The sequence below is a fragment of the Hyphomicrobium sp. NDB2Meth4 genome (assembly GCF_900117445.1).
In the GTDB taxonomy this organism is placed as follows: domain Bacteria; phylum Pseudomonadota; class Alphaproteobacteria; order Rhizobiales; family Hyphomicrobiaceae; genus Hyphomicrobium_A.
In genome coordinates this window covers 382,090-403,727 of the sequence record NZ_FPEJ01000001.1, presented here as the reverse complement: position 1 = coordinate 403,727, position 21,638 = coordinate 382,090, and the positions used below count along the sequence as shown (strand labels likewise).

20 protein-coding genes and 1 tRNA gene are annotated in these 21,638 nt (G+C 64.0%); 9 read left to right on the top strand and 12 right to left on the bottom strand.

All coding sequences use genetic code 11. The features are described 5' to 3' along the window. Window positions 1–8: 8 nt before the first annotated feature. On the bottom strand, window positions 9–548 hold the full coding sequence (gene fabA / locus NDB2M4_RS01905; protein WP_072371650.1) for a 3-hydroxyacyl-[acyl-carrier-protein] dehydratase FabA: 540 nt from the start codon (window positions 546–548) through the stop codon (window positions 9–11). Between the two features lie 252 nt (window positions 549–800). On the opposite strand from fabA, the gene irrA reads away from it, so the two are divergent. Beyond that, window positions 801–1,253, top strand: a complete 453-nt coding sequence (gene irrA, locus NDB2M4_RS01900) for an iron response transcriptional regulator IrrA (protein WP_083555644.1) — start codon at window positions 801–803, stop codon at window positions 1,251–1,253. A gap of 22 nt (window positions 1,254–1,275) precedes the next feature. Here irrA and NDB2M4_RS01895 read toward each other — a convergent pair whose 3' ends face one another. Further along, on the bottom strand, window positions 1,276–1,806 hold the full coding sequence (locus tag NDB2M4_RS01895) for an SH3 domain-containing protein (protein WP_072371646.1): 531 nt from the start codon (window positions 1,804–1,806) through the stop codon (window positions 1,276–1,278). Between the two features lie 229 nt (window positions 1,807–2,035). Here NDB2M4_RS01895 and NDB2M4_RS01890 point away from each other — a divergent pair, with 229 nt between their 5' ends. Then, a complete protein-coding gene (locus tag NDB2M4_RS01890) occupies window positions 2,036–3,034 on the top strand; it encodes a 2-hydroxyacid dehydrogenase (RefSeq protein WP_072369339.1) in 999 nt (332 codons plus the stop codon). A 241-nt stretch (window positions 3,035–3,275) separates the two neighbouring features. On the opposite strand, the gene NDB2M4_RS01885 is transcribed toward NDB2M4_RS01890, so the two are convergent. The 5 genes from NDB2M4_RS01885 to coaBC form a co-directional block, all read right to left on the bottom strand. Beyond that, entirely contained in the window at window positions 3,276–3,776 is a 501-nt protein-coding gene (locus tag NDB2M4_RS01885) for a DUF4189 domain-containing protein (RefSeq protein ID WP_072369337.1), read from the bottom strand. Between the two features lie 7 nt (window positions 3,777–3,783). Next, complete coding sequence (moeB, locus tag NDB2M4_RS01880) at window positions 3,784–4,650, bottom strand: HesA/MoeB/ThiF family protein (RefSeq protein ID WP_072369335.1); 867 nt, start codon at window positions 4,648–4,650, stop codon at window positions 3,784–3,786. A gap of 164 nt (window positions 4,651–4,814) precedes the next feature. After that, the gene (gene cysK, locus NDB2M4_RS01875; RefSeq protein WP_072369333.1) at window positions 4,815–5,816 is read right to left on the bottom strand and encodes a cysteine synthase A; all 1,002 of its coding nucleotides are present in this window, start codon (window positions 5,814–5,816) and stop codon (window positions 4,815–4,817) included. Between the two features lie 123 nt (window positions 5,817–5,939). Next, window positions 5,940–6,578: a dUTP diphosphatase gene (gene dut, locus NDB2M4_RS01870; RefSeq protein ID WP_072369331.1), complete on the bottom strand. Its 639-nt coding sequence runs from the start codon at window positions 6,576–6,578 to the stop codon at window positions 5,940–5,942. After that, complete coding sequence (gene coaBC / locus NDB2M4_RS01865) at window positions 6,575–7,834, bottom strand: bifunctional phosphopantothenoylcysteine decarboxylase/phosphopantothenate--cysteine ligase CoaBC (protein WP_072369329.1); 1,260 nt, start codon at window positions 7,832–7,834, stop codon at window positions 6,575–6,577. Before coaBC ends, dut begins: the two co-directional genes overlap by 4 nt. A 166-nt stretch (window positions 7,835–8,000) precedes the next feature. Here coaBC and NDB2M4_RS01860 point away from each other — a divergent pair, with 166 nt between their 5' ends. The 4 genes from NDB2M4_RS01860 to glpD all read left to right on the top strand — a co-directional run bounded on the left by NDB2M4_RS01860 (window position 8,001) and on the right by glpD (window position 12,665). After that, window positions 8,001–8,642, top strand: coding sequence for a tetratricopeptide repeat protein (locus NDB2M4_RS01860; protein WP_083555641.1), 642 nt, complete (start codon window positions 8,001–8,003; stop codon window positions 8,640–8,642). Between the two features lie 392 nt (window positions 8,643–9,034). Next, entirely contained in the window at window positions 9,035–9,235 is a 201-nt protein-coding gene (locus NDB2M4_RS01855; RefSeq protein ID WP_072369325.1) for a sodium/substrate symporter small subunit, read from the top strand. A gap of 1 nt (window position 9,236) precedes the next feature. Next, on the top strand, window positions 9,237–11,141 hold the full coding sequence (locus tag NDB2M4_RS01850) for a sodium:solute symporter family transporter (protein ID WP_072369316.1): 1,905 nt from the start codon (window positions 9,237–9,239) through the stop codon (window positions 11,139–11,141). Between the two features lie 39 nt (window positions 11,142–11,180). After that, entirely contained in the window at window positions 11,181–12,665 is a 1,485-nt protein-coding gene (glpD, locus tag NDB2M4_RS01845; protein WP_072369309.1) for a glycerol-3-phosphate dehydrogenase, read from the top strand. Window positions 12,666–12,670: 5 nt separating this feature from the next. Here the strand turns inward: glpD and NDB2M4_RS01840 are convergent, their stop codons facing one another. After that, window positions 12,671–14,473, bottom strand: coding sequence for an AsmA family protein (locus NDB2M4_RS01840; protein ID WP_171988001.1), 1,803 nt, complete (start codon window positions 14,471–14,473; stop codon window positions 12,671–12,673). A gap of 408 nt (window positions 14,474–14,881) precedes the next feature. Here NDB2M4_RS01840 and NDB2M4_RS01835 point away from each other — a divergent pair, with 408 nt between their 5' ends. Beyond that, entirely contained in the window at window positions 14,882–15,919 is a 1,038-nt protein-coding gene (locus NDB2M4_RS01835) for a succinylglutamate desuccinylase/aspartoacylase family protein (RefSeq protein WP_072369298.1), read from the top strand. 32 nt (window positions 15,920–15,951) lie between these two features. Here the strand turns inward: NDB2M4_RS01835 and NDB2M4_RS01830 are convergent, their stop codons facing one another. From NDB2M4_RS01830 to NDB2M4_RS01815, 4 genes are all read right to left on the bottom strand, one after another. Further along, entirely contained in the window at window positions 15,952–17,724 is a 1,773-nt protein-coding gene (locus NDB2M4_RS01830; RefSeq protein ID WP_083555635.1) for an ABC transporter permease, read from the bottom strand. Window positions 17,725–17,787: 63 nt separating this feature from the next. Next, entirely contained in the window at window positions 17,788–18,315 is a 528-nt protein-coding gene (locus NDB2M4_RS01825) for a hypothetical protein (protein ID WP_072369293.1), read from the bottom strand. Beyond that, window positions 18,315–19,352, bottom strand: a complete 1,038-nt coding sequence (locus NDB2M4_RS01820; RefSeq protein ID WP_072371641.1) for a Fe(3+) ABC transporter substrate-binding protein — start codon at window positions 19,350–19,352, stop codon at window positions 18,315–18,317. The genes NDB2M4_RS01825 and NDB2M4_RS01820 overlap by 1 nt, the downstream gene beginning before the upstream one ends. 146 nt (window positions 19,353–19,498) lie before the next feature. Then, window positions 19,499–20,770, bottom strand: coding sequence for a sensor histidine kinase (locus NDB2M4_RS01815; RefSeq protein ID WP_072369291.1), 1,272 nt, complete (start codon window positions 20,768–20,770; stop codon window positions 19,499–19,501). A 187-nt stretch (window positions 20,771–20,957) separates the two neighbouring features. Here NDB2M4_RS01815 and NDB2M4_RS01810 point away from each other — a divergent pair, with 187 nt between their 5' ends. Together NDB2M4_RS01810 and NDB2M4_RS01805 are read left to right on the top strand one after the other, a co-directional pair. Continuing rightward, window positions 20,958–21,329 carry a phasin family protein gene (locus NDB2M4_RS01810; protein WP_072369289.1) on the top strand — a complete coding sequence of 124 codons (372 nt, stop codon included), beginning with the start codon at window positions 20,958–20,960 and terminating at the stop codon, window positions 21,327–21,329. A gap of 213 nt (window positions 21,330–21,542) precedes the next feature. Then, window positions 21,543–21,619: transfer RNA gene (locus NDB2M4_RS01805), tRNA-His, on the top strand. Window positions 21,620–21,638: the final 19 nt, after the last annotated feature.

Below are 21,638 nucleotides of genomic sequence, written 5' to 3'. Positions count from 1 at the left end.
CATCAAGATCAAGGACTGACGGCAGCTGTTTCGCCGCTCTCGAACAGGCCGACGCGAAGGTCGGTTGCTGTGTAGATCACTTCGCCGTCCGCCTTCATGACACCGTCGGCGATGGCGAGCTTGAGCTTGCGCAAGATCACCCGCTTCATGTCGACGATGTACTCGACCCGCTTGACGGTCGGAAGGACCATGCCGGTGAACTTGACCTCGCCCACGCCGAGGGCGCGGCCGCGGCCAGGGGCGCCGAGCCAGCCCAGGAAAAATCCGGTCATCTGCCATAGCGCATCGAGGCCGAGGCAGCCCGGCATCACCGGATCGCCTTGAAAGTGGCAGTCGAAAAACCAGTTCAGACGGTCGTTGCCTGCCACCTTGAGCTCGGCAGCGATCTGCCCTTTGCCATGCTGGCCGCCATTCTCGGATACGGTCGAGATGCGATCAAACATCAGCATTGGCGGCAGGGGCAATTGGGCGTTGCCGGCGCCGAATAGCTCACCGCGACCGCACGCGAGCAAATCCTCGAAATCGAAGCTCGAGCGGCGTTCCGTCATGATTTCCTTGCTCAATTCCGACCCCGTAGGGCTTTTGCCATATGTTCTCGGGGTTCCTAACACAGTCATTTGGCGTTCAAAAGGGTGTGTGGCGAGCTATCAGGGGACGATGCCTTCCCGCGGAGAGGCTCAGTTGCGGTGCGGACGCGGCGTGCATATAGTGTACCGACGGTGTCATCTTCTCGTCGGCGTCTGCTATTTGCGGGACCGGCGGGTGGGCACGCTTTTCAACTTGGTGCGACGCGCACGCCTATGACCGATAACAACCACGGCTCGCAAAAAGATGGCCGCCCCGCGCGCGGGGTCGCCCAGCTCCTGCGCAAGTCCGGTCTGCGCCCGACCCGGCAGCGGCTGGCGCTCGGCGCGTTGTTGTTTGAAGGCGAGGATCGCCATGTGACGGCGGAATCGCTGCATGCCGAGGCCACTGCTGCAGGTCAGCACGTGTCGCTGGCGACGGTCTACAATACCCTGCACCAGTTCAAAAGGGCGGGGCTTCTGCGCGAGTTGGCTATCAACGGCGCGAAGGCTTATTTCGACACCAACACCTCGAACCACAATCACTTTTTTGTCGAGGACGAGGGCGAGCTGAAAGACATTCCTGGGCACGCCATCCGCGTCGACGGGCTCCCCGAGCCGCCCGAAGGGATGCGCATCACGCATATCGACGTGGTGGTGCGGCTGGTAGCCGACAAAGGCAAAGACTGAGGCGAGGGGAGAGCGGGTCGCGCTAGTTGACGACCTCTCCCTGGTAGACGCCCCAGAGCTTCTTCTGCTCGATATAGCCCTGATATCTATCGATGCTGACGCGGCACCAGCGCCCGTCGCAGTTCGACAGATTGGCGATGACGCCTGCCTCAATCATGGCCACCGGGCGCGAGCGCTCGCTGTCATCGGCGCGCAGCGCTACCTTGGGCGCGGGGGCTCCCGACTTGATCTCCCACGGCAGTACGAGGGCGGTGCGGCGGCCAGACAGGAACGACTGTAGAACCCAGCCCGCTGCGCCATCCGCGTCGCGGACTTGGCGCCAGCCTTCGAACTCTTTGATGACTTCGAGGGGCAGTCCGGCGCGGCGGTAAACCCAAGCGGTCGGATAGTCCGTGCCAGGCCCCTTGCGCATGTTGACGCGGTCGGATTTGAGGCTAACAAAGCGGGGAATCGGCAGGCCGCTCCCCCCGGTGGCGCCCACTCCCGACGGCTGGGCGGTCGCCGCGGGGATCGCCGAAAAGAACAATATGGCTGCGAAGGTCGTGCGATACATTTTGTGCGCCGCAGCTTCCCACATTCCAATTGTCCTCGTCGTTATGTCTGGAGATTAGTAGCGTCACAGCAACCCAACCGCGCAGCACCGATGAGTTAGCACCCATTGGTGCGGACAGAAAATCCGGCACTTTGTCATTGCAATGGCGTTCTGTTAGACCACCCTAACGATAACCAACTTGATCCCCGGCCCCCCCTCCCTGCAAATCAAGAGGCTACAGCGGACCCCGATGCCGACCAGCGCCCGAAAGCCCATCGTCATTGTTACGCGTAAGCTGCCCGACGTTGTCGAAACGCGCATGCGCGAGCTGTTCGACGCGCGACTGAACGTCGACGATACGCCGCTGACGCAATCCCAGATCGCTGAAGCTCTGAAGGTGGCCGATGTCCTGGTCCCGACGGTGACCGACCGCATCGATCGTGCGGTCATCTCGCAGGCAGGGCCGCAGCTTCGCCTGATCGCGAACTTCGGCACCGGCGTCGACAACATCGACCTCGATACCGCGCGCAACCGCGGCATAACCGTGACCAATACGCCGGGCGTGCTCACCGAGGACACGGCTGACATGACTATGGCGCTGATCCTCGCCGCGCCGCGCCGGTTGGTCGAAGGCGCCGACTACCTGAAGAACGAGAAGAACACGTGGAGCGGATGGTCGCCGACGTGGATGCTGGGCCATCGCATTTACGGCAAGCGCCTTGGCATCGTCGGCATGGGCCGGATCGGCTCGGCGGTGGCGCGTCGCGCCAAAGCGTTCGGCCTGCAGATCCACTACCACAATCGCCGTCGCGTCTCGCTCGACCTAGAGAGAGAGGTCGAGGCGACTTACTGGGAAAGCCTCGACCAGATGCTGTCCCGCGTCGATATTCTGTCGGTGAACTGCCCGCACACGCCGGGTACGTACCACCTGCTGTCGGCCCGGCGGTTGCGCCTACTGAAGCCGTCGGCCTACGTTGTCAACACCTCCCGCGGCGAGGTCATCGATGAAAACGAGCTGGCTCGCCTGATCGAATCGGGGGCAATCGCAGGCGCGGGGCTCGATGTGTTCGAGCATGAACCGGCGGTCAATCCGAAGCTGCTCGCTTCCGATCGCGTGGTGGCGCTTCCGCACATGAGTTCGGCCACTATCGAAGGCCGCATCGACATGGGTGAGAAGGTGATCATCAACATCAAGACATTCCTTGATGGTCACGCTCCGCCTGACCGCGTGCACCCGGCGATGTTCTAGGACTGACTGTTTTTAAAGCTGACGCGGGCTGAGAGAGGCTTTGCTTGCGGCAGGCGTCGAACACGCTGACAGCCGGCGCTTGCGCCGCGGCCCCTTGGGCCCTTGCCGCCTTCGGCGGCTAGGTGCGGGCCCTATTCCCGCTCGAGACTCTCCGTTCGGCATCGGAGCGGCAGCCAAGGGCGCTCGGCGCGAGCGCCGCTGCGCGGGCCAGGAGTTCTTGCTGCTGGTGCCAGCGGAAAAACTAATTCGTGCGGGAGGCAGCTTCTAGGCGGCCGTCGCCGCAAACCGTGGTGCGTAGCTGGCAGGTGCCGCGGGCGCGACGATCGCTGTTGCAGCGCTTCAGGGCGAGCTGCTCGGCGCCGTCCGGGCTCAATCCGCCGCCCGCGTAGGTGATCTTGCGGCGCTTACGGATTTCACCGGTCGCAATCGCGGTGCAGATCTCGCCGCGGAAGCTGACAGCCTCGCATGCTCCACGGCCCAAGGTGGCGCATTCCTCGCGCACCTTCTCTTCGGCCTCGAGGCGCGAGGAGATCTTCCAGACAGAAAAGAACGAGCCGTCGGGCGTGAAGGCTATGGCACCGTAAACCGGCCGTTGCTCGGTTGGTGCTGCTGGTCCGACGGACAGCTCCTGAGCGTCGGGCTGCTGGGCGACGGCAGGGTCGACGCCAAAGCCAGGCAGTGGAAACAGAACGGCAGCGAGGATTGTGAGCAGCACGACAGGAATGTCCCGAACGATGAGCATCAGAGCGCTATCCCCTAACGCTGCACGTGTCGAGGTGTGTTTCGTCGCTCCGGGCTAATTCCGTTATCGAGGGGTTGAGGCCACTCAGGGGGTTCTCAGGATCCCAGGCAACCGTGAACGTCTCAAAGCGTGCGGAGAGGGCGTCATAGACCAACAGCCGTCCGGCGAGCCCTGTCCCGATGCCGAGGGCTTCCTTTAGAATCTCGGTTGCCTGGATCGTTCCGATGACGCCGACCACTGCGCCCAGAACACCGACCTCAGCGCAGTTGGCGAGCGTGCCCGCCGGGGGCGCTTCCGGAAAGAGGCAGCGGTAGCTGGGGTAGGGGTCGCCGTTCTCGTCCTTCATGTGCGGCTTGAATGTCGAGACGTAGCCGTCAAACGGCCCGACAGCGCCGAACACCAGGGTACGCTTGGCGAAGTAGCAGGCATCGGAAACGAGGTAGCGCGTTTCGATGTTGTCTGAGCCGTCGGCGATGATGTCGTAGCGCTGGATGATGTCCGCGGCGTTTTCCGCTGTCAGGCGCGCTTCGATGGTCTCGACGCAGACGTGCGGGTTGAGGCGGGCGATGGTGTCGCGGGCGCTCTCAACCTTTGGTTCGCCGACGTGAGTTGTGTCGTGAGCAATCTGGCGTTGCAGGTTGTCGAGCGAGACGCGGTCATCGTCGATGATGCCGATGGTGCCGATGCCAGCTGCCGCGAGGTAAAGGGCGATCGGGGAACCGAGGCCGCCGGCGCCGACAATCAGCACGCGCGTGGCCTTGAGGCGCTGCTGGCCCTGTCCGCCCACCTCTTTGAGCACGAGGTGGCGCTTGTAGCGCTCGATCTCCTGCGCTGTCAGGCGTGCCGGGGCGCTGGTCGGTGCCTTGTCCTGCATGGGGAGAGTTTATCGCATATGGCGTTGGATCGTCACGGGACACTGCCTCGTGGCCGCGCTCCCGACGGTCTATCTCCTAAAATAGTTACGATAGGGCGGATGAAGAAAGGGCCGGGAGATGCGCATCCCCCGGCCCACTTAATATCGGTCGCGCCTCGCCGACGTCAGGCGGGCTTTGAGGGATCCAGGAAAAGGTCGCTCGAATAATAGCGCTCGGCCGAGGAGGGCGCGAACGTAACGATGGTCTTGCCCGCGAACTCGGGGCGCTTTGCCACCTCAAGGGCCGCGGCCACGTTGGCACCTGTCGAGATACCGCCGGGGATACCCTCGACCTTGGCGAGGTGACGCGAGGTCTCGAAAGCCTTGTCGCTCGACACGGTGGCGATCTCGTCGATGAGACCGGTGTCGAGGATCGAGGGAATGAAGCCGGCGCCAATGCCCTGGATTTTATGCGGACCGCGCGGCTGGCCGGAAAGAACCGGACTGGTCGATGGCTCGACGGCGATGATCTTGAGGCCGGGCTTGCGCGGCTTCAGGGCGCGGGCGACGCCGGTGAGCGTGCCGCCGGTGCCGACGCCAACGACGATCGCGTCGACATTGCCGTTGGTGTCGTTCCAGATCTCTTCGGCGGTGGTCTTCTCGTGCACCAGCGGGTTGGCCGGGTTGTCGAACTGGCCGGGGATGACGGCGCCGGGGATCGTCTTGGCAAGCTCAGCAGCGCGCTCAACCGCTACCGGCATGCCGCCGGGGCCTGGCGTCAGCTCGAGCTCGGCGCCAAGGTGCGTCAGGATCTTGCGGCGCTCTAGCGACATCGTCTCGGGCATGACGAGGATCAGCCGGTAGCCGCGGGCTGCCGCGATGAAGGCGAGGCCGATGCCGGTGTTGCCGGAGGTCGGCTCGACGAGCACGGTCTTGCCTGGCGAGATGCGGCCCTGAGCCTCCAGGGCGTCGATCATGGCAAGGCCGATGCGATCTTTGACCGAAGACAGCGGGTTGAAGAACTCGAGCTTCAGAAGGACGTCGGCGACCGCGTTCTCTTCCTTGGTCAGCTTCGACAGACGTACCAGCGGCGTGTGGCCGATGGTTTCGGCGATTGAATCATAGACGCGGCCGCGGCCCCAGGACGTCGTGGAGCTGAGCGTCTTGATCTGCGGAATCTCGTTCATTACGGGGTGCCTCGTATCATGGGTTCCGAGCCGGAATGCTGAGCCTCCGGGGGAAGATCTAGGATGTGCCGCTTTAACTGGCACGTTGAGACAAAGCGGCCGGGTGTCAAGGCGTACGAGGGATCACCGATTGCGATGTCGTGGTGGCGCTGCACTTGCATTTTTTTCTGCGGTGCGCGGCTTGGGTATGGATTTCTGCTTTTTGGCCTGTTTGTGTAAGCCACCGTTCTTATTGGCGGTCGCCTGGCCAGTTGAGCCAAATCCGCCTTTTCCGCGCGCTGTAGCGGATACAGCGTTAACCGCAGTGAACTGTGCGTGCGTTACCGGACTGATGACGAGTTGGGCGATGCGCTCGCCGCGACGCACCTCGAAGGGCGCTTGTCCGAGGTTGATGAGGATTACCTGCACCTCGCCGCGATAGTCGCTGTCGATGGTGCCCGGACTGTTCAGCACCGTGATGCCGTGCTTGACCGCCAACCCCGATCGCGGACGCACCTGAGCCTCGTAGCCTCGTGGGAGCTCCATGACGAGGCCGGTGGGTACGAGCACGCGTGCGCCGGGGGCCAGAACGAGCGGGTGCTGGACATCCAGTGCGGCGACGAGATCGAGACCGGCGGCGCCCTCGGTCTGGTATGCGGGCAGCGGCAGCCCGTCGGCGTGCGCGAGCCGCTGCACACGCACTCGCGTGGGCGGGCGCTTGGTTTGCGGCGAGGCCTTCCTGGTCTGGGCCGGCGCTTTCGGTTTCGGCGTCTTGGCGATCATTCTGCTGCTGCAGCTCCGCTGGCGAGCTGCTCTGCGGCCCGCTGGATGAGGCGGCGCGCCACGTCATCTTTGCTCATGGTGGGCCAGTCTTCGATGCCCTCGGCGGTGACGAGATGCACGGTGTTGCCTTCGCCGCCGAAGACGCCGCGGTCGGGCGACACGTCGTTGGCAACAATCCAGTCGGCGCCCTTGGCTTTGCGCTTGCGCTTTGCTTCGGTAGAGACGTTGCTGGTCTCGGCGGCGAAGCCGATAACAAGCTGCGGGCGTCCGGTGCGCATGTTGCCGACGCTGGCGAGAATGTCTGGGTTCTCGACGAGATCTAGGCTCGGCTTTTGGCCCGACTTCTTGAGTTTCTGAGGCGCTTCGGAAGCGGTGCGCCAATCGGCGACGGCGGCAGCGAAGATGGCGATGTCCGCGGGCAGGCTGCTGGCGACGGCGTGCTGCATCTCCTGCGCAGTTTCGATGCGCACGACCTCGACGCCAGGAGGATCGGCAATGGTTACAGGGCCGGTGACGAGGGTTACGCGCGCGCCCAGCTGTGCGGCGGCGCGGGCGATGGCGTGGCCTTGTTTACCGGATGAGCGATTGGCGATGTAGCGCACGGGGTCGATGGGCTCATGCGTCGGGCCGCTGGTGACAAGCACGTGCCGTCCTTGAAGCGGGCGGGCGTGAAGCTGCGCGATGGATGGGGTGTCGCTATTAGTGAGAATGTCGGCGGCGGCGGCCATGATCTCGGGCACCTCGGCAAGGCGTCCTGGACCTTTTTCATCGCGTTCGGCCATCTCGCCGGTGTTGGGTCCTACGATACGGATGCCATCAGCGCGCAGTTGAGCGACGTTGCGCTGCGTTGCCGGATGCAGCCACATGCGCGGGTTCATGGCCGGCGCGATGAGCACGGGCTTGTCGGTTGCGAGCAGCACGCTAGAGGCGAGGTCATCGGCATGGCCGCCGGCCATCTTGGCGATGAGGTCGGCGGTTGCCGGGGCGACGATGAGAAGGTCGGCTTCGCGCGAGAGGCGGATGTGGCCGATCTCGTGCTCGTCGTTGAGGTCGAACAGGTCAGTGAAGACGCGGTCGCCGGTGAGAGCGCCGACCGACAGCGGCGTAATGAACTGGGTGGCGGCCTTCGTCATGATGGCGCGCACGGTCGTTCCCGTTTCGCGAAGGCGCCGAACGAGATCGAGGCATTTGTAGGCAGCGATACCGCCGCCGATGATGAGCAGAATTCGCTTTTGTTTCACGTGGGACGCTCGCATCCGGCCACACGCTTAAGGTTAGCATGGGGCACGGGAGAAGGTGTTAAGCGGCATTGTTAGCCATTTGCGTCCGCGGCAGGTTGCCGAGGGTGCGCGGGCCGTCGATCAGGCCTTATAAAGTGCTGCTTTTGCTGCTTCAAAGGCCTTCTGGAACTTCGGGGGTCAAATGTCTTTCCTGAGGCTAGCTTTTGTTTTGGCGGTGCTGCTGGGCGGGGGCTTTGCGGCCCTGGCGACGGTGGACGATCCTATGGTCGACTGCCTCAGCGAAGACAACGAGCGCCGCATCAAAGGCTGCTCGGCGCTGATTGATACGCCCGGGCTGCCGGATGAGCAGCGCAGCCTTGCCTATGGCATGCGCGCGCTCGCCTACTCGCTGCTGGGGTTGTTCGACAAGGCGATCGCCGACTACGACGTGGCGCTGGAAGTGCGGCCCGATTTCCCGCTGGCGCTGAACAACCGCGCGTGGGCCTATTTCAAGCTCGGTCGCGCGGAGCAGGGTATTGCCGATGTCGAGCGCGCTCTCGCGCTATCGCCGGGAAGTCCCTATGCGCTCGACACTCGCGCGCATATCCGGCAAGCGCAGGGCGAGGCGGAGGCTGCATTCCGCGATTACGACCTTGCGATGCGCACCGGCGGCGAGCGCATCGTGAAGATGTATCAGTGTGGGTTGCGTTCGCAGGGGCTCTTCTTCGGCGCCCTCGACGGGCTCTATTCGACAGGCCTCGCTCAGGCGATGAAAACGTGCACAGGAAATCGTCAGTGCGACCCGCTTCCATCGGACTCAGAGTGCCGTCCGGAGGTATCGTAAGCGCGCTGCGGAGGCGGATATAAATCGCTGCATCGCATCACATATTTTCAGTTGGAGGCGACTTGACGCAGGACCTTTCGTCGCCCATGTTGCGGGGCCGGCGAGTCGAGGACCCCTCAGCCTGCCAAAGCAAAAAATTTACAACGGTCCAAGTCTAGGGAGAGGATCCCAGGGCGGGGGGATGCGGTAGCGCGTCGCCCCGCCTTACTGCATTCAGCGCCGCGCATTTGCGGTGGCCGGCTGTATGCGGCGCCACGACTGTGTCGCAAAGTGCAGTGAGTTTGGCGGCCGCGGCGTCGCGTGCGTCGTCAGGGCGGGCGGGGGCGGACGTCGTGGGCGGACAGCCAATCAATTCGAGCACAGCTAGCGCAGCGCAGCAGGGACGATTTCCTGTGCTTGCGCTGCTGACCTGGGCACTGCTGGCGTTCGGTGTGCCGATGCTGGCGCAGGCGCTCGACCTCATCGACATCTTCGCCTTTCCCCTCGGCTACTTCATGGTCGCGCAAGGCGCGCTGATTGGTTTCGTGGTGATCGGACTCGCGTCGGCGCACTGGCAGGACCGGCGCGACCGGCGCCGGCTGGCGGGCCGCTGACATGCCGCTCGATGGGGAGAGCGCCGTCTCCGAAAAGAAGCCCGGGGTCGTGGTTTCCGCGGCCACTGCGGCCGGTGTCGGCGGCGTGATCGTTGCGCTTCTGCTGGCTGCCCGACTCGGCGCCTTGGCTGCGTGGGGTGATGGGGCCTACTGGGCCGCGGGCATAGGGATTGCCGCGGTTATCGCCTTGGCGGCGGGGCTGATTGGAGCGGGGCGCGCTGGGCCCGTGCTCAGCGGCATGTCGCTGGTGCCCAGCGTCGTCAGCGGCGCGTTCTTCGTAGCAATTCCAGGAGCGGTTTTTGCCCTCGGCTACGATGGGCTGTCTTATGCGTTGGGGATCGGCGCAGGCTGTCTGCTGATGCAACTTCTCGTGGCGCCGCGATTTGCGGCGTCGGGTGCGGATTCGCTTCCGGCGCTACTCGCGATGCGCTTCCCCGGCCGCATGGTGGCAGTGGTCTCGGGTGCGATCATCGCGGCGTCGATGATTGTGGCGGCGACAGCGGGGCTCATGGCCGCGGGGCTGATCGGAACGCGTCTGCTCGGTATCGGATTCGATGCGGCGGTCATCGCTGCGGCGTGCGCGGTGTTCGCATGCTTCATCGTGCGCGGCGAAGGCGATGCTTCGATCCCCAACGCCATGCTCTATGTGCTGTTACTTGTCGCGCTGCTGGTGCCGTTGGTTATCGTGTCGGTGCAATGGTTCGGACTGCCGGTGCCGCAGATCGCGTACGCAAATTCGCTCTGGCAGTTGCAAGGGATCGAGGAGGACCTACTGGGCCGCGATCTTGCCGATCCTGCCTACATGCGCCCACTGATGACCGCGTTCCTGACAATGGCGCCGATCAACTTTGCAGGTATCGTCCTGGCGCTTGCGGCAGGCGTCGCGGCGCTTCCCAACGTGCTCGCGGCACCGCTGGCGCAAAGGCCGATGCGTGAAGCGCGGCACACGGCGCTGTGGGTTTTAGGCTGGTGCGTACTGCTGCTGACGCTGATGCCGGCGGCGGCGACTTATGCGCGACAATCTATTGCTTCTTTGATTGCAGACGGCGCGACAGCCAGCGACCTGCCGCAGTGGGTGTTCGCTTACGGGAAACTCGGGCTGGTCGAAGTGTGCGAGCGCGCTGCGACAGATGCGGCGACGGTGAGGGCAGCATGCTCTGCAAGCCTGGACGCCAGCGGCGCACTGCGTTTGCAGGACATTGCCGTCAATCAGGACGTCGTCGGTTTTGCGCTTCCGGAGATCGCCGGGCTGGATGGTGGGCTGACGGGACTGCTTGCGGTTGCCATTCTAGCAGCGGTTTTGGTGGGGCTGCACGCGCCGATCAACGTGGTGGTGAGGGCGCTGGGAATCGACGCGGCAGCTGGCGCGGAGGATGGCTCGCGCGGAACGCGCATTGCTTCCTATGTCATCGCCGCGACGATCATCGTGGCCGGTGCTGTCCTCGCCATGCAGCGGCTGGCGCCGATCATCGATATTGCGACGGGATCGCTGGCGTTCGTTGCAGCCGGACTGTTCCCTGCACTCGTCGGCGCGTTGTGGTGGCCGCGCGCCAATGCTTGGGGTGCTTCGGCGGCCATGCTGGCTGGGGCTGGGTTCATGCTGCTCTACTTCGCCGGGCAGCACTATTTCGCGGTGCCATTCGTCGAGGCGACTTCGGCGTTGTCGAGCGGAGGCAGCAATGGCCTCGAATACTTTACGGAGCTGAAGGACGCCTGGCTGGCGGCTGAGCCGGGTGCGGAGAAACTTGCCGCCTGGGCAGCGCTAGATGCTCACGCCCGGTCGATGGCCGACTGGTGGGGGATTGGTGGTGCTGCAACTGTTCTGCTGGCGCTGCCAGTAGGGTTTGTCGCCCTAGTCGTGGTCTCGCTGCTCACGGGGGATCCGCGCAAAGGGACGTCGCCGTAAGAAACGCAGCCGTAAGTGTGGCCGTGATAGCGATCGCGCATGATCTATGACCTCGTCGTGGTGGGCGGAGGCATCAACGGCGCCGGCATAGCCGCTGACGCTGCTGGGCGTGGGCTCAAAGTGCTGCTGGCGGAGAAGGGCGATCTCGGCGGGGCGACGTCCTCGGCGAGCTCAAAGCTCATCCACGGCGGGCTGCGGTATCTGGAGCATTTCGAGTTCCGGCTGGTGCGCGAGGCGCTGGAAGAGCGCGAGGTGCTGCTCGCAAATGCCGGACACATCATCTGGCCGCAGCGCTTCGTGTTGCCGCAGACAGCGGCCGGCAGATCGACCTTGATGCTGCGCGCCGGGCTTTTCCTCTACGATCACCTCGGGCATCGCAAACGCATTCCTGCTTCGCAGGCGGTGAACCTGCGCCGCGACCCTGCAGGCTATGCGTTGCGGCCGGAGTTTATGCAGGGCTTCTTTTACTGGGATTGCCGCGTCGATGATGCGCGGCTGGTGGTGTTGAATGCGCGCGCGGCCGCCGATCGCGGAGCGGACATCGCAACGCGGACGCGCGTCGTATCTGCACGTGTGGGTGATGGTGTCTGGCGCGTCGTTCTCGACGGTGGACGCGAAGGCGAGGTTTGCGCGCGCGCGCTCGTCAATGCGGCCGGGCCGTGGGTGAGCAGCTTCGGCGGTAAGCTTGCGAGCAGCGCGCGTTCCGGGGTGCCGCTGCGGCTGGTCAAAGGCAGCCACATCGTCGTGCCGCGCATCAGCGGCGCGAATGACGCGTATCTGTGTCAGAACGCTGATGGGCGCGTGGTGTTCGCCATTCCCTACGAGGAGAGGTTCTCCCTGATCGGTACAACGGAGATTGCTTTCGACGGCGATCCCGGTGGCGTGGCCATCAGCGCGGAGGAAGAGGACTACCTGCTGGCACTGGCGCGGCAGTTCTTCGCGAAGCCGCCTGAGCGCGCAGACATCGTGTGGAGCTTTGCAGGCGTCAGGCCGCTATTCGATGATGATCGCACAGCGAGCGCCGGCGCGGTTTCGCGCGATTACCGTCTCGAAGTGAACGACGATGAGGGCGCTCCGCTGCTGACGGTGCTTGGCGGAAAGCTCACTACCTATCGGCGGCTCGCAGAGGCGGCGATGGCGAAGCTGAAACGATACTTTCCGGCGATGGGGCCGGCGTGGACGGCTTCGACACCTCTGCCAGGCGGCAATCTCGGGGCGCAGGGGCTGGAAGGTTTCATTCGCGGACTTTGTCGCGAGCATCGCGGCTTCGACAGCGCGTTTCTCGGCCGGCTGGCGCGGCGCTATGGCAGCCGTGTCGACGACGTGCTGGGCGATGCGCGCGATATGCACGATCTCGGGGCGGCGTTCGGTGCGGGGCTCAGCGAGCGCGAGGTGATTTATCTGCGCGATCAAGAGTGGGCGCGCGATGCCGAGGATGTGCTGTGGCGGCGGACGAAGTGCGGGCTCGGCATGAGCGCGGAGCAGCGCAGGGCCGCCGAAGAGATGATCGCGCGGTTGTTCTGATCGCCTCAGCCGGGCGCGGGGGCGATGCTCTGGGCTGCGCCGGGCGCGGGGTCGTTGCGTATCTGAGGCGCTGACCAGGGACCATGCATATTGATGATCTCTCTGGCGTGCATCTTTACAGCTTCGCTTGCTTCGCTTTCTGTTGCCGCCTTGATGACGTCGCCGACAGCAAGCTCCATATCGAGCCGCCGCTCGACGAGGCTTATGGCGCCATCGGCTTTCAATGCGCGCTCACCGGATACTGCCTCCGCTGACTGTGCGCGCAGCACGCCATTGGTGACTGTGAATCTGGCATCCAGCTTGTCGACTGAGATGGCTGTTGCACTCACCTGCTGCCATTTCCCGTCAGGGAGCGATTGGGACTGCGGGGAAGTCAGCGAGTTGATGTCGATGCCGACGCGTCCGCCTTCTGCAAGGGTGACGCAGAGCTTTCCGGCGAGCGACTGCAGTAGGCTCTCGCCTGTGTCGCCCATAGCCGTCAGATCGATGGTGACGGAGCCACGGCCTTGCACCGTAGGATGGCCGAAGACGGCCTGGATGGCTTGGCCGACATCGGGGGATTCGAACTTTGCCTGCATGCCGAAACTTGGATTGTCGCCGCTCTGATCGATGCGGATCTGACCGCCGCCGCGTGTGCCGTCGCTGAATTCCAGCTCGGCGAGGTCGGCGAGCATTTTGCCATCGCGCAGGGAAACAGTGGCGGCGCTGCGCCCGATCGTCGTCGCGGGGAGATTCACAGTGTCGGCGGACAGACGGAAGTCGGCGTCGACCGCATCGATAAGGGGAAAGTCGAAACCGTCGGCAGCGCGGAGGGATGCCAGGATCGTGCGCGCCTGATCCTCGGGGGTGTCAGCTTTCAAGTAATGAGTCAGATCGAGAGACTTGAGGCCGAGCGTTCCTTCGACCGAAGGCCGCGGACCGGCGAAGTTGACGGACAGCGTTCCCGTTGCGTCGTTCTCGTCGAGCTCGATGGCGGCATTCTGAAATGCAATGGTGCGATTGGCCCACTCAAGCGGACCTTTGGCGCTGAATGCGCCGAAGCCTTTGCCGCTCGGCCAGTTGACGCCTAGCCAACGCGCGGTGGCACGCAGGTCGTTGGTGCTCAGCTCTGCGCGCGGCGACAGGAGCTGCGGGCTTTCACCGAGGAGGAGATTGCCGTCGAGTTTTGCGCTGATTGGGGTGCCGGTGAATGTCGCGTTCACCGGACGTGACATGCCTTGGGCATCGAGGCTGGCGCCGAGCGTGGTGTCGAAATCGATCTTCTCGCCATGGAACTCGAACGATCCCGCAGCGCTGATCGCTCCATTGGGCTTGCCCGAGAGAGACGCCTGAACCTTATGCAGTTCGGCGATCGTTCCGTCGGACATCTTGATGCGGACGGTGCCGTTGCGGACCGTGAGGTCGCTGAACTGCATGCCTTGCAGCGCTTTGACCAGAGGCGCGATCTCGCTGGCTGTTTCGGTTTGCGAGAAGGTCGGTTCGCGCGTGGAGAAATCGGCCGTGAAAGTGGCGTTCTCCAGAGTGAGCTGCGGGCCGCTGCCGGTGATGAGCATGGCGATGACCTCGCCGCCACGCGCAAGGCCCGTGCGGGTGGGCGGTACCGAAAGCGTGCCGCTCTCGAGTTCGATGGTCGGGCCGCTCATCAGGCGGACCGGAGAACTGAGGCTGTAGCTGTTGTTCGAAGCGGCGAACACCGCACCGCTTTGCAGTGCGAGGTGATGATACCGGTCAGAGATGACCAGCGGTGCTGCGAGAAGAATGACGAGGAAGCAAGCCAGCGCCAGCGACCATGGGTAGCGTCGCTTCATCTGCCTCTGGCGTTCCATAGACCCTTGCCGCCTGAGCACACGCCACCCTTTCAGCGCGGGTGCATCAATCATCGGTCTCGATGCAGCGAGACCTGAGAGCCCTGCGCGAATTGTCTAGTCTTAGAGGCGGCTCAGCCGTGGTGCAAGCAGCGAGCTGACCTCAGTGAGCGCCAAGCGCTGAATTTTCTTAATGGCGCAATTCATATCGTGGACAGTGCCGCGTGGCGAGGCATTCGTAGCCGTCTACACACGTTATTTGCTTATGCAGCAGGCATTTTTTGTGGAGAGTGTCGAATGGCTTGGGGGCAAGCGCCGGGGACGCGGGCAGTGCCGCGATACTTGCGTGGAGGGTGCGTGTCGTGCACCTTCGCGGCGCTTCGGAAAACGTGAGGGAGGCGGTGCCGCGCCGTGAGGCAGCCGTTCGTCATTGGTGGGCTGGCCGTGAAACCCGGCGAGCGGCGGTTGGTCGACCTGCCGATTTCGAAGCTTTCTAATCACGCTCCTGTCACGTTGCCCGTGCATGTTCTGCATGGTGCTCAGCCGGGGCCGACGATGTTCGTATCGGCGGCGATACACGGCGATGAGCTGAATGGCGTAGAGATCATACGGCGTCTGTTGCGGACGCTGACGCCTGGGAGCATCAACGGGACGCTGCTCTGCGTGCCGGTGGTGAACGTTTTTGGTTTCATCAGCCGTTCGCGATATCTGCCGGACCGGCGCGATCTCAATCGCTCGTTTCCGGGATCGGCGACTGGATCATTGGCGGCGCGGCTGGCGCATCTGTTTCTGACCGAGATCGTTAAGCGATCGCAGGTTGGCATTGATCTTCACACAGCCGCCATTCATCGGATCAATCTGCCGCAGATCCGCTGCGTCTTCCGCAAGCATCCGCGGGTGCGCGAGTTGGGACAAGCCTTCGGGGCTGAGGTGATGCTTGATAGCGCGGAGCGGCCGGGGTCGCTGCGTGAGGCTGCGCGCGCCGTCGGTGTCGATGTGCTGAGCTACGAGGGCGGCGAGGGACTGCGGTTCGATGAATTTGCGATCAGGGCCGGGGTCGACGGTATCACTGGCGTGATGCTGAAGATGGGAATGCTCGATCTGGCGGATGGCGTCGAGCCTCCGGGAGAGCGGCATACGCCGGTGCTGATCAACGCGTCGAGCTGGCTGCGGTCGCCGGAAGGGGGCGTGTTCCGCACGACGAAGCGGATCGGCGATGGCGTGAGTGTGGGAGACATCGTCGGGCACGTCGCCAATCCCTACGAGGACGTGGCGGTGGAGGTGCGATCACCGCGGCGCGGCATCATCATCGGGCGGACGACGCTGCCGATCGTCAACATGGGCGATGCGCTGCTGAATATCGGGTGGTCGGAAGAGGTGTCGGAGCGCGCCTCGCCGGAGCGTGCGATCCTCGCCGATCCCGACGAAGAGGACGAAGTGATCGATTGAAATGACGCGCGCGATGGTCGTGCGGTGCCGACTTAATGGGCGGGGTGGCTGCCAGCGCGGCTGCCGGGCCGTCCGCCAGCGATGGCCTCGTGCAGCAGCAGCACAGGCACGAGCCCGACGGCGACGATGGTGAGCGCGGCGAGTGAGGCCTGCTCGAGCTGCTCGATGGAAGCGAGTGAGTAGACACTCGTTGCCAGAGTTTCGAAGTTGAAGGGGCGCAGCAGCAGCGTCGCTGGCAACTCCTTCATGCAATCGACGAATACCAGCAGTGCGGCGGCGCCGAGCGGGGCTGCAAGCAGCGGCAGGTGCACACGCCACAAGGAGGAGAGGGCAGTTTCGCCCAGCGTGCGCGCGGCGGCGTCCAGGTTTGTCGATACGCGCTCCAGGCCGGCTTCGATGGGCGCCAAGGCAACGGCGAGGAAGCGGATGATGTAGGCGAGCGTGATGGCGAACAGCGAGCCCGACAGGATCAGGCCGGTCGACACGCCGAATGTGGTGCGCACGAATTCATCGACGCGATTGTCGATGCCGGCGAGCGGAAGCAGCAGACCGATGGCGAGCACGGTGCCCGGTATGGCGTAGCCGAGGGCGGACAAACGCGCGGCTGAACTGGTGAAACGATTGCCCGCAATGCGGCGCGCATAGCCGAGCATCAGGGAAAGGGCGACGGTCGCGATGGCGGCCATGGTCGCGAGCAGAAGCGTGTTGCCGGCGGCGGGGAGGAAGCCGCTCGATATCGCATTGTCGAGGTGTGTGGCGGCATCGGGGACGATGACGCCTAGCGGTACGATGAAGCCGAATACGAACGGCAGCGACGCAAGCGCAGCGGCAGTGACGCCCTTCCATCCTTCCAGTTCCTGAAAGGGAATGGCGCGGTAGCGGCCGGTTGTGTGATGGGTTCGCGCGCCGCCGCGTAGCTTGCGCTCTGCAGCGAGAAGGACGGCAAGGAGCAGCAGCATGACCGTTGCGATCTGAGCTGCGCCGCCGATGTTGGAGCGCTGTACCCAAGTCGAATAGATGCTGGCCGACAGCGTATCGACGCCGAGATACTGCACGGCACCCAGATCGTTTAGGCACTCCATGATGACGAGCGCGACGCCAGCCGCGATCGCCGGGCGCGCCATCGGCAAGGCAACGTCGGCGAAGGCTGCGAGCGGCGTGCGGCCAAGTGTGCGGGCGACTTCGAGCACACACACCGATTGCTGGGCGAAGCTCGCGCGCGCGGTGAGGTAGACGTAGGGATAGAGCACCGACGAGAAGATGAAGATGGCGCCGCCGATAGAGCGCACATGCGGAAACCAATAGTCGGCCGCTGTGGTGAAGCCGAATGTCGCGCGAAGCTGCGTCTGGATGGGACCGGCGTAGTCGAGCAGCTCAACGTAGCAGTAGGCGACGATGTACGTCGGCACGGCCAGTGGTAGCACGAGCAGGCGGTCGAGCAGGTTGCGGCCCGGGAAGCGATACATGGTGACGAGCCATGCGGTGGCGGTGCCGATGGCGAAGGTGACAGCGGCGACGCCGCCAGAGAGCAGGAGCGTGCGCGCAACGGAGCCGGGCAGGACGGTCGAAACGAGGTGCGGCCAGATATTATCTGTCGGCGTCAGCGCCAGCAGCACGACTGTGGCGATCGGCAGAGCGACGATAGTCAAAATGACGGCGACGATGATCGTCCAGCCGGGCGATACGCGGCGGCGATGATGCCATGCCTTCACCCTCGCAGGCAGGTTGGCAAAGCTGAATGTCGCGTCGCCGAGCGAGGCGGAAGGCGCTGTCGAAACTATCGGCTCGGGATCTCGCACGCTCATCGGCTGCGGCGCTTTCCGTCAGCGTTCGGGGCGTGCGACGACAATTTTAGCAAGGTTTGCGGCTCAGCAGAGCGTGGGGCGCGGGCCGGGTGTCACCAAGCTGGCGCCCATGAACACGGTGCCGGGCGAGAGGATCTGACCTGCTTCCTTGAGGCGGCGGGCAAAGCCCTCTGCACCTTCGATGGCTTCTTCGACGTCATCGCAGCCAAGCAGCGCAATGGCGCAGGCGCGGAAGGCAGGGCAGGTCGAGTGCTGGCAAGCAGCGACCATCGAGATGGCGAGGCACTCATCGCGGCAGAAGCGGCGAGACTGGGCTGGAAACACCTCGATGCGGCGCTCGGCTGAGTCCTGCACCGCGCGCACCCAGCAGGCGAGTTCGGTCATCAGCGGTTTTGCCGCCTGCTGGCCGACAGCGCGGGAGAATTCCTCCCATGCCAGCTCCCAGCATCCGATGTCGCTGGTCTGGAAGCCCTGCAGCCAACAACGAAATCCCACACCGACGAGACGCTCGGCGGCGGGAAGCATGGCAGCCGCGGGCACCGCGAAGTCGCGGGACGAGCGGACCTTCTGGAAGGTGTCGATCTCAGACATCAGTTGGTTGGCCCCTGATCGAATTGGACGCGGTCGACGAGTTCGGAAGCTTTCTTGCGCAGTGCTGCGATCTTGGTGAGTGGCAGTGGATCAGACTTGAGTGGTCCCCAGCTCTTCACGAGGTCGGAGGCAGGCACGCCCTCGACCACTGGATATTCGCCGTTGGCCTCTGCGTAGATGCGCTGCGCTTCGGGGGAAGCGAGGTATTCCATCAGACGCAGCGCGTTGTCTTTGTTCGGCGCGTTGGCGGTCATCGCCATGCCGGAAACGTTGACGTGGCTGCCGCGGTCGGCGGTGTTCGGGAAGATGATGCGCACGGCCTCGGCCCAGCCCTTCTGGTCCGGGTTCTTCAGCATCGCTGCCATGTAGTAGGTATTGCCGATCGCGATATCGCAGAGGCCGGCCTGCACGTCGCGCACGCCCTCGCGGTCACCGCCGGCCGGGCGGCGGGCGAGATTGTCCTTGAGGCCGCTGAGCCACTTCTCGGTGTACTCCTCGCCGTGGTGGGCGATCATCGATGCGATGAGGGCGACGTTGTAGGTATGCTGGCCCGAGCGGATGCAGATCTTGCCGCGCCACTTCGGGTCGGCCAGTTCCTCGTAGGTGATCGTGTCCTGCTTCACCCGATCCTTGGACGCGTAGACGACGCGGGCGCGCTTGGTGAGGCCGAACCAGCGATTGTCGGCGTCGCGCAAGCTGGCTGGAATTTCCTTGTCGAGGACGGCGGAGTTGACGGGCTGTGTCACGCCGGCGCCGACGGCCTGCAGCAGCAGGCCAGACTCGTTCGTGAGCAGCAGATCAGCGGGGCTGTTACGGCCTTCGGCAGCGAGGCGCTCGATAAGACCGTTGGTGGCGAAGACCACGTTGGTCTTGATGCCAGTCTCTTTGGTGAAGGCCTTGAGAAGCGGATTGATGAGGCCCGGCTCGCGGTACGAGTAGATGTTGACCTCGCCGGTGGCGGCGGCCGATGTCGCGCCAACGATGGCAAGGAGAGCGGCACAGGCCGCATTGCGCAAAGGGGCGCAGAGAAAACGCATCGCGAGCTCCGATAGTCGGGGTTCAAGGCCCCGGTATGGGCGAATTGAATAGCGGCCGATTGGTGCGCCGCGGAACATCATCCCTAACGCGCTGTCGCATCGGCCGTCAACAAAACTGCGAGCAATGCCAATAGATTAGAAATCGTCTAATTTGAAACAGGAGCACGTGCGGCGACTCTGTCGCGTGGAAAGACGAGTGCTACGGCCGTGCCTTCACCTCGTTGGCTGTCGATTTCCAGTCGAGCGCCATTCGACTTGGCAAGATCGCGCGCCAGCGGCAACCCAATGCCGTGTCCGCCTGCTTCCTTGCGTTGAGGATGAGCGGGGACTTCTGCGTTGAGAGCAGTGGTAATCGCCTCGTTCGTCATGCCGACGCCAGTGTCCTGGACAGCGATGAAGACTGATCTGTCAAAGCCGAGGCCGGTGACGACACGCACATCTCCACCGCGCGGCGTGAACTTGATGGCGTTGGAGATGAGGTTGAAGAGGATCTGCTTGATGGTGGTGCCGTCAGCTTTGACTTGAGGCAGCTCGCGGTGGAATTCGCAGACGAGGTTGAGGCCAGCTTCGTCGGCAAGCGGCTTCAGAGCAGAGACAGACGCCTCCGCGAGGACATTGAGGTCGAGCTCGGTGGCATTTCCCGCGGATTCCGCATCGTCGGCGGATTTGTCGCCGAGGAGGCGCTCGATCAGCGCCAGTGCGTGGCGGGCATTATCGTGGATATCAGACGTGTAGGTGAGGTAGCGCTCGTTCTCGATGGGACCGAAGCGCTGGTCCTTCATAATTTCTGCTGCCACCGCTATGGCGCTCAAGGGCGTGCGCAATTCGTGGGCGAGCTTGGACACCTGGGCTGAACGAGGGTCGCGGGTCGAAGCATCGCCTTCGAGGTCGGCGTCGGGAGGCGCTTCATCGGTGCTACGGCCGGCGGAAAAGCCGTTGCGGATGGCCGCGGCGATCCTGGTCATGGTCGCGGCGTCGTCGGGCGTTGGCGTGACCGGCGGCGGGAGAGCTGGCGCGGAAGTTCCGGCTGGCGCCGGCAAAAGGCGCCTGCGCGCGCCCGAAGCCAGGCTGACGAGCACCAGATCGGGCGTGTTGGCCGCTTCGGGGAGGCTCGCAACGTCGCAAACGAGGTTTTCAGCTCCGTATGCGGTCCAGAAGACGAGGGGTTCGCGTCGACCATCGGCCAAAGACTCCCGCACCATGGCGCGAAGACGTACGAGTCCGGGCATGGCTGCGTCGAGCGTGCCGGAGGCGGCGTCGGGATGAAGTCCCAGGCGCGCGGCTCCTGCGGGGTTGGCGGCAAGCACGCGGCCCTTGGCAGGATCGATGATCCAAGCGGGATCAGCACAGGCAGCGAGCGCCTGAGCGGCACCGGCGGCTGTCGTAGGCAGCGAAGCGCGTGGGCCGTCTAACTGCATGGGCGAAACACCAAGGCTTTAAATCTGTTAGCGTGCTGAGCCGGTTCCGTCCACGCGCTCGGTTCGGTGGGTCGCGGTATCCACATTCATTTCACGTCCGTTCGATGGCGGATCGCGCTATAATCGCCGCTGCCCGAAAACCAGGAGCGGGCGTTATAACCATCCTGGCCCCAGGAGGAGACCTTCGATGTCCGACAAGCCGCAGTTCGAGTTCCCGGAGGCGGTCCGCGAACTCGCCGAGCGTAACGTCGAGCAGGCTCGGAGTGCCTACAACCAATTTGTCGACATGGCGCGCAAGGTGCAAGACACGGTGTCGGCGTCGCAGGGGGCGATGACCTCCAGCGCGGTGGAGATGCAGTCGCAGATGTCGAAGTTCGCGGAGCAAAACATCCAGGCGAACTTTGCCTTCGCTACAGAATTGTCGCGGGCGCGGGATCTCAAAGAGTATATTGAGATTCAGCAGCGTTACGCACAAAAGCAGATGCAGGCGTTTGCGCATCAGGCGCATATTCTAGGGCGGCTGGTGGCAGAGGCGGCGCAAAAGGCGCAGAACCGATAAGTTCCGATCGCCTGGTGTGCGGGGTGGCGCAAAAATGCCAACCCTGCGCCTTGCGTTGGCCGGTTCGCCGCTGTATTTGAGCGCTCCTGCGGGTATCCCAGGCTCGGCCGTTCTGCCGGGCTCAATCGGATGCCCCCTTGCCGCATCGGGCGGGGTGCCCACGGAATTGACATTTCGCCGTGGGGTGACCTAAGTCCGTGATGTTGCTGGCGTGCCGCCTTAGCTCAGTTGGTTAGAGCGCTAGATTGTGGATCTAGAGGTCCCCGGTTCGAGCCCGGGAGGTGGTACCACCTCACCATCGATGGGGTG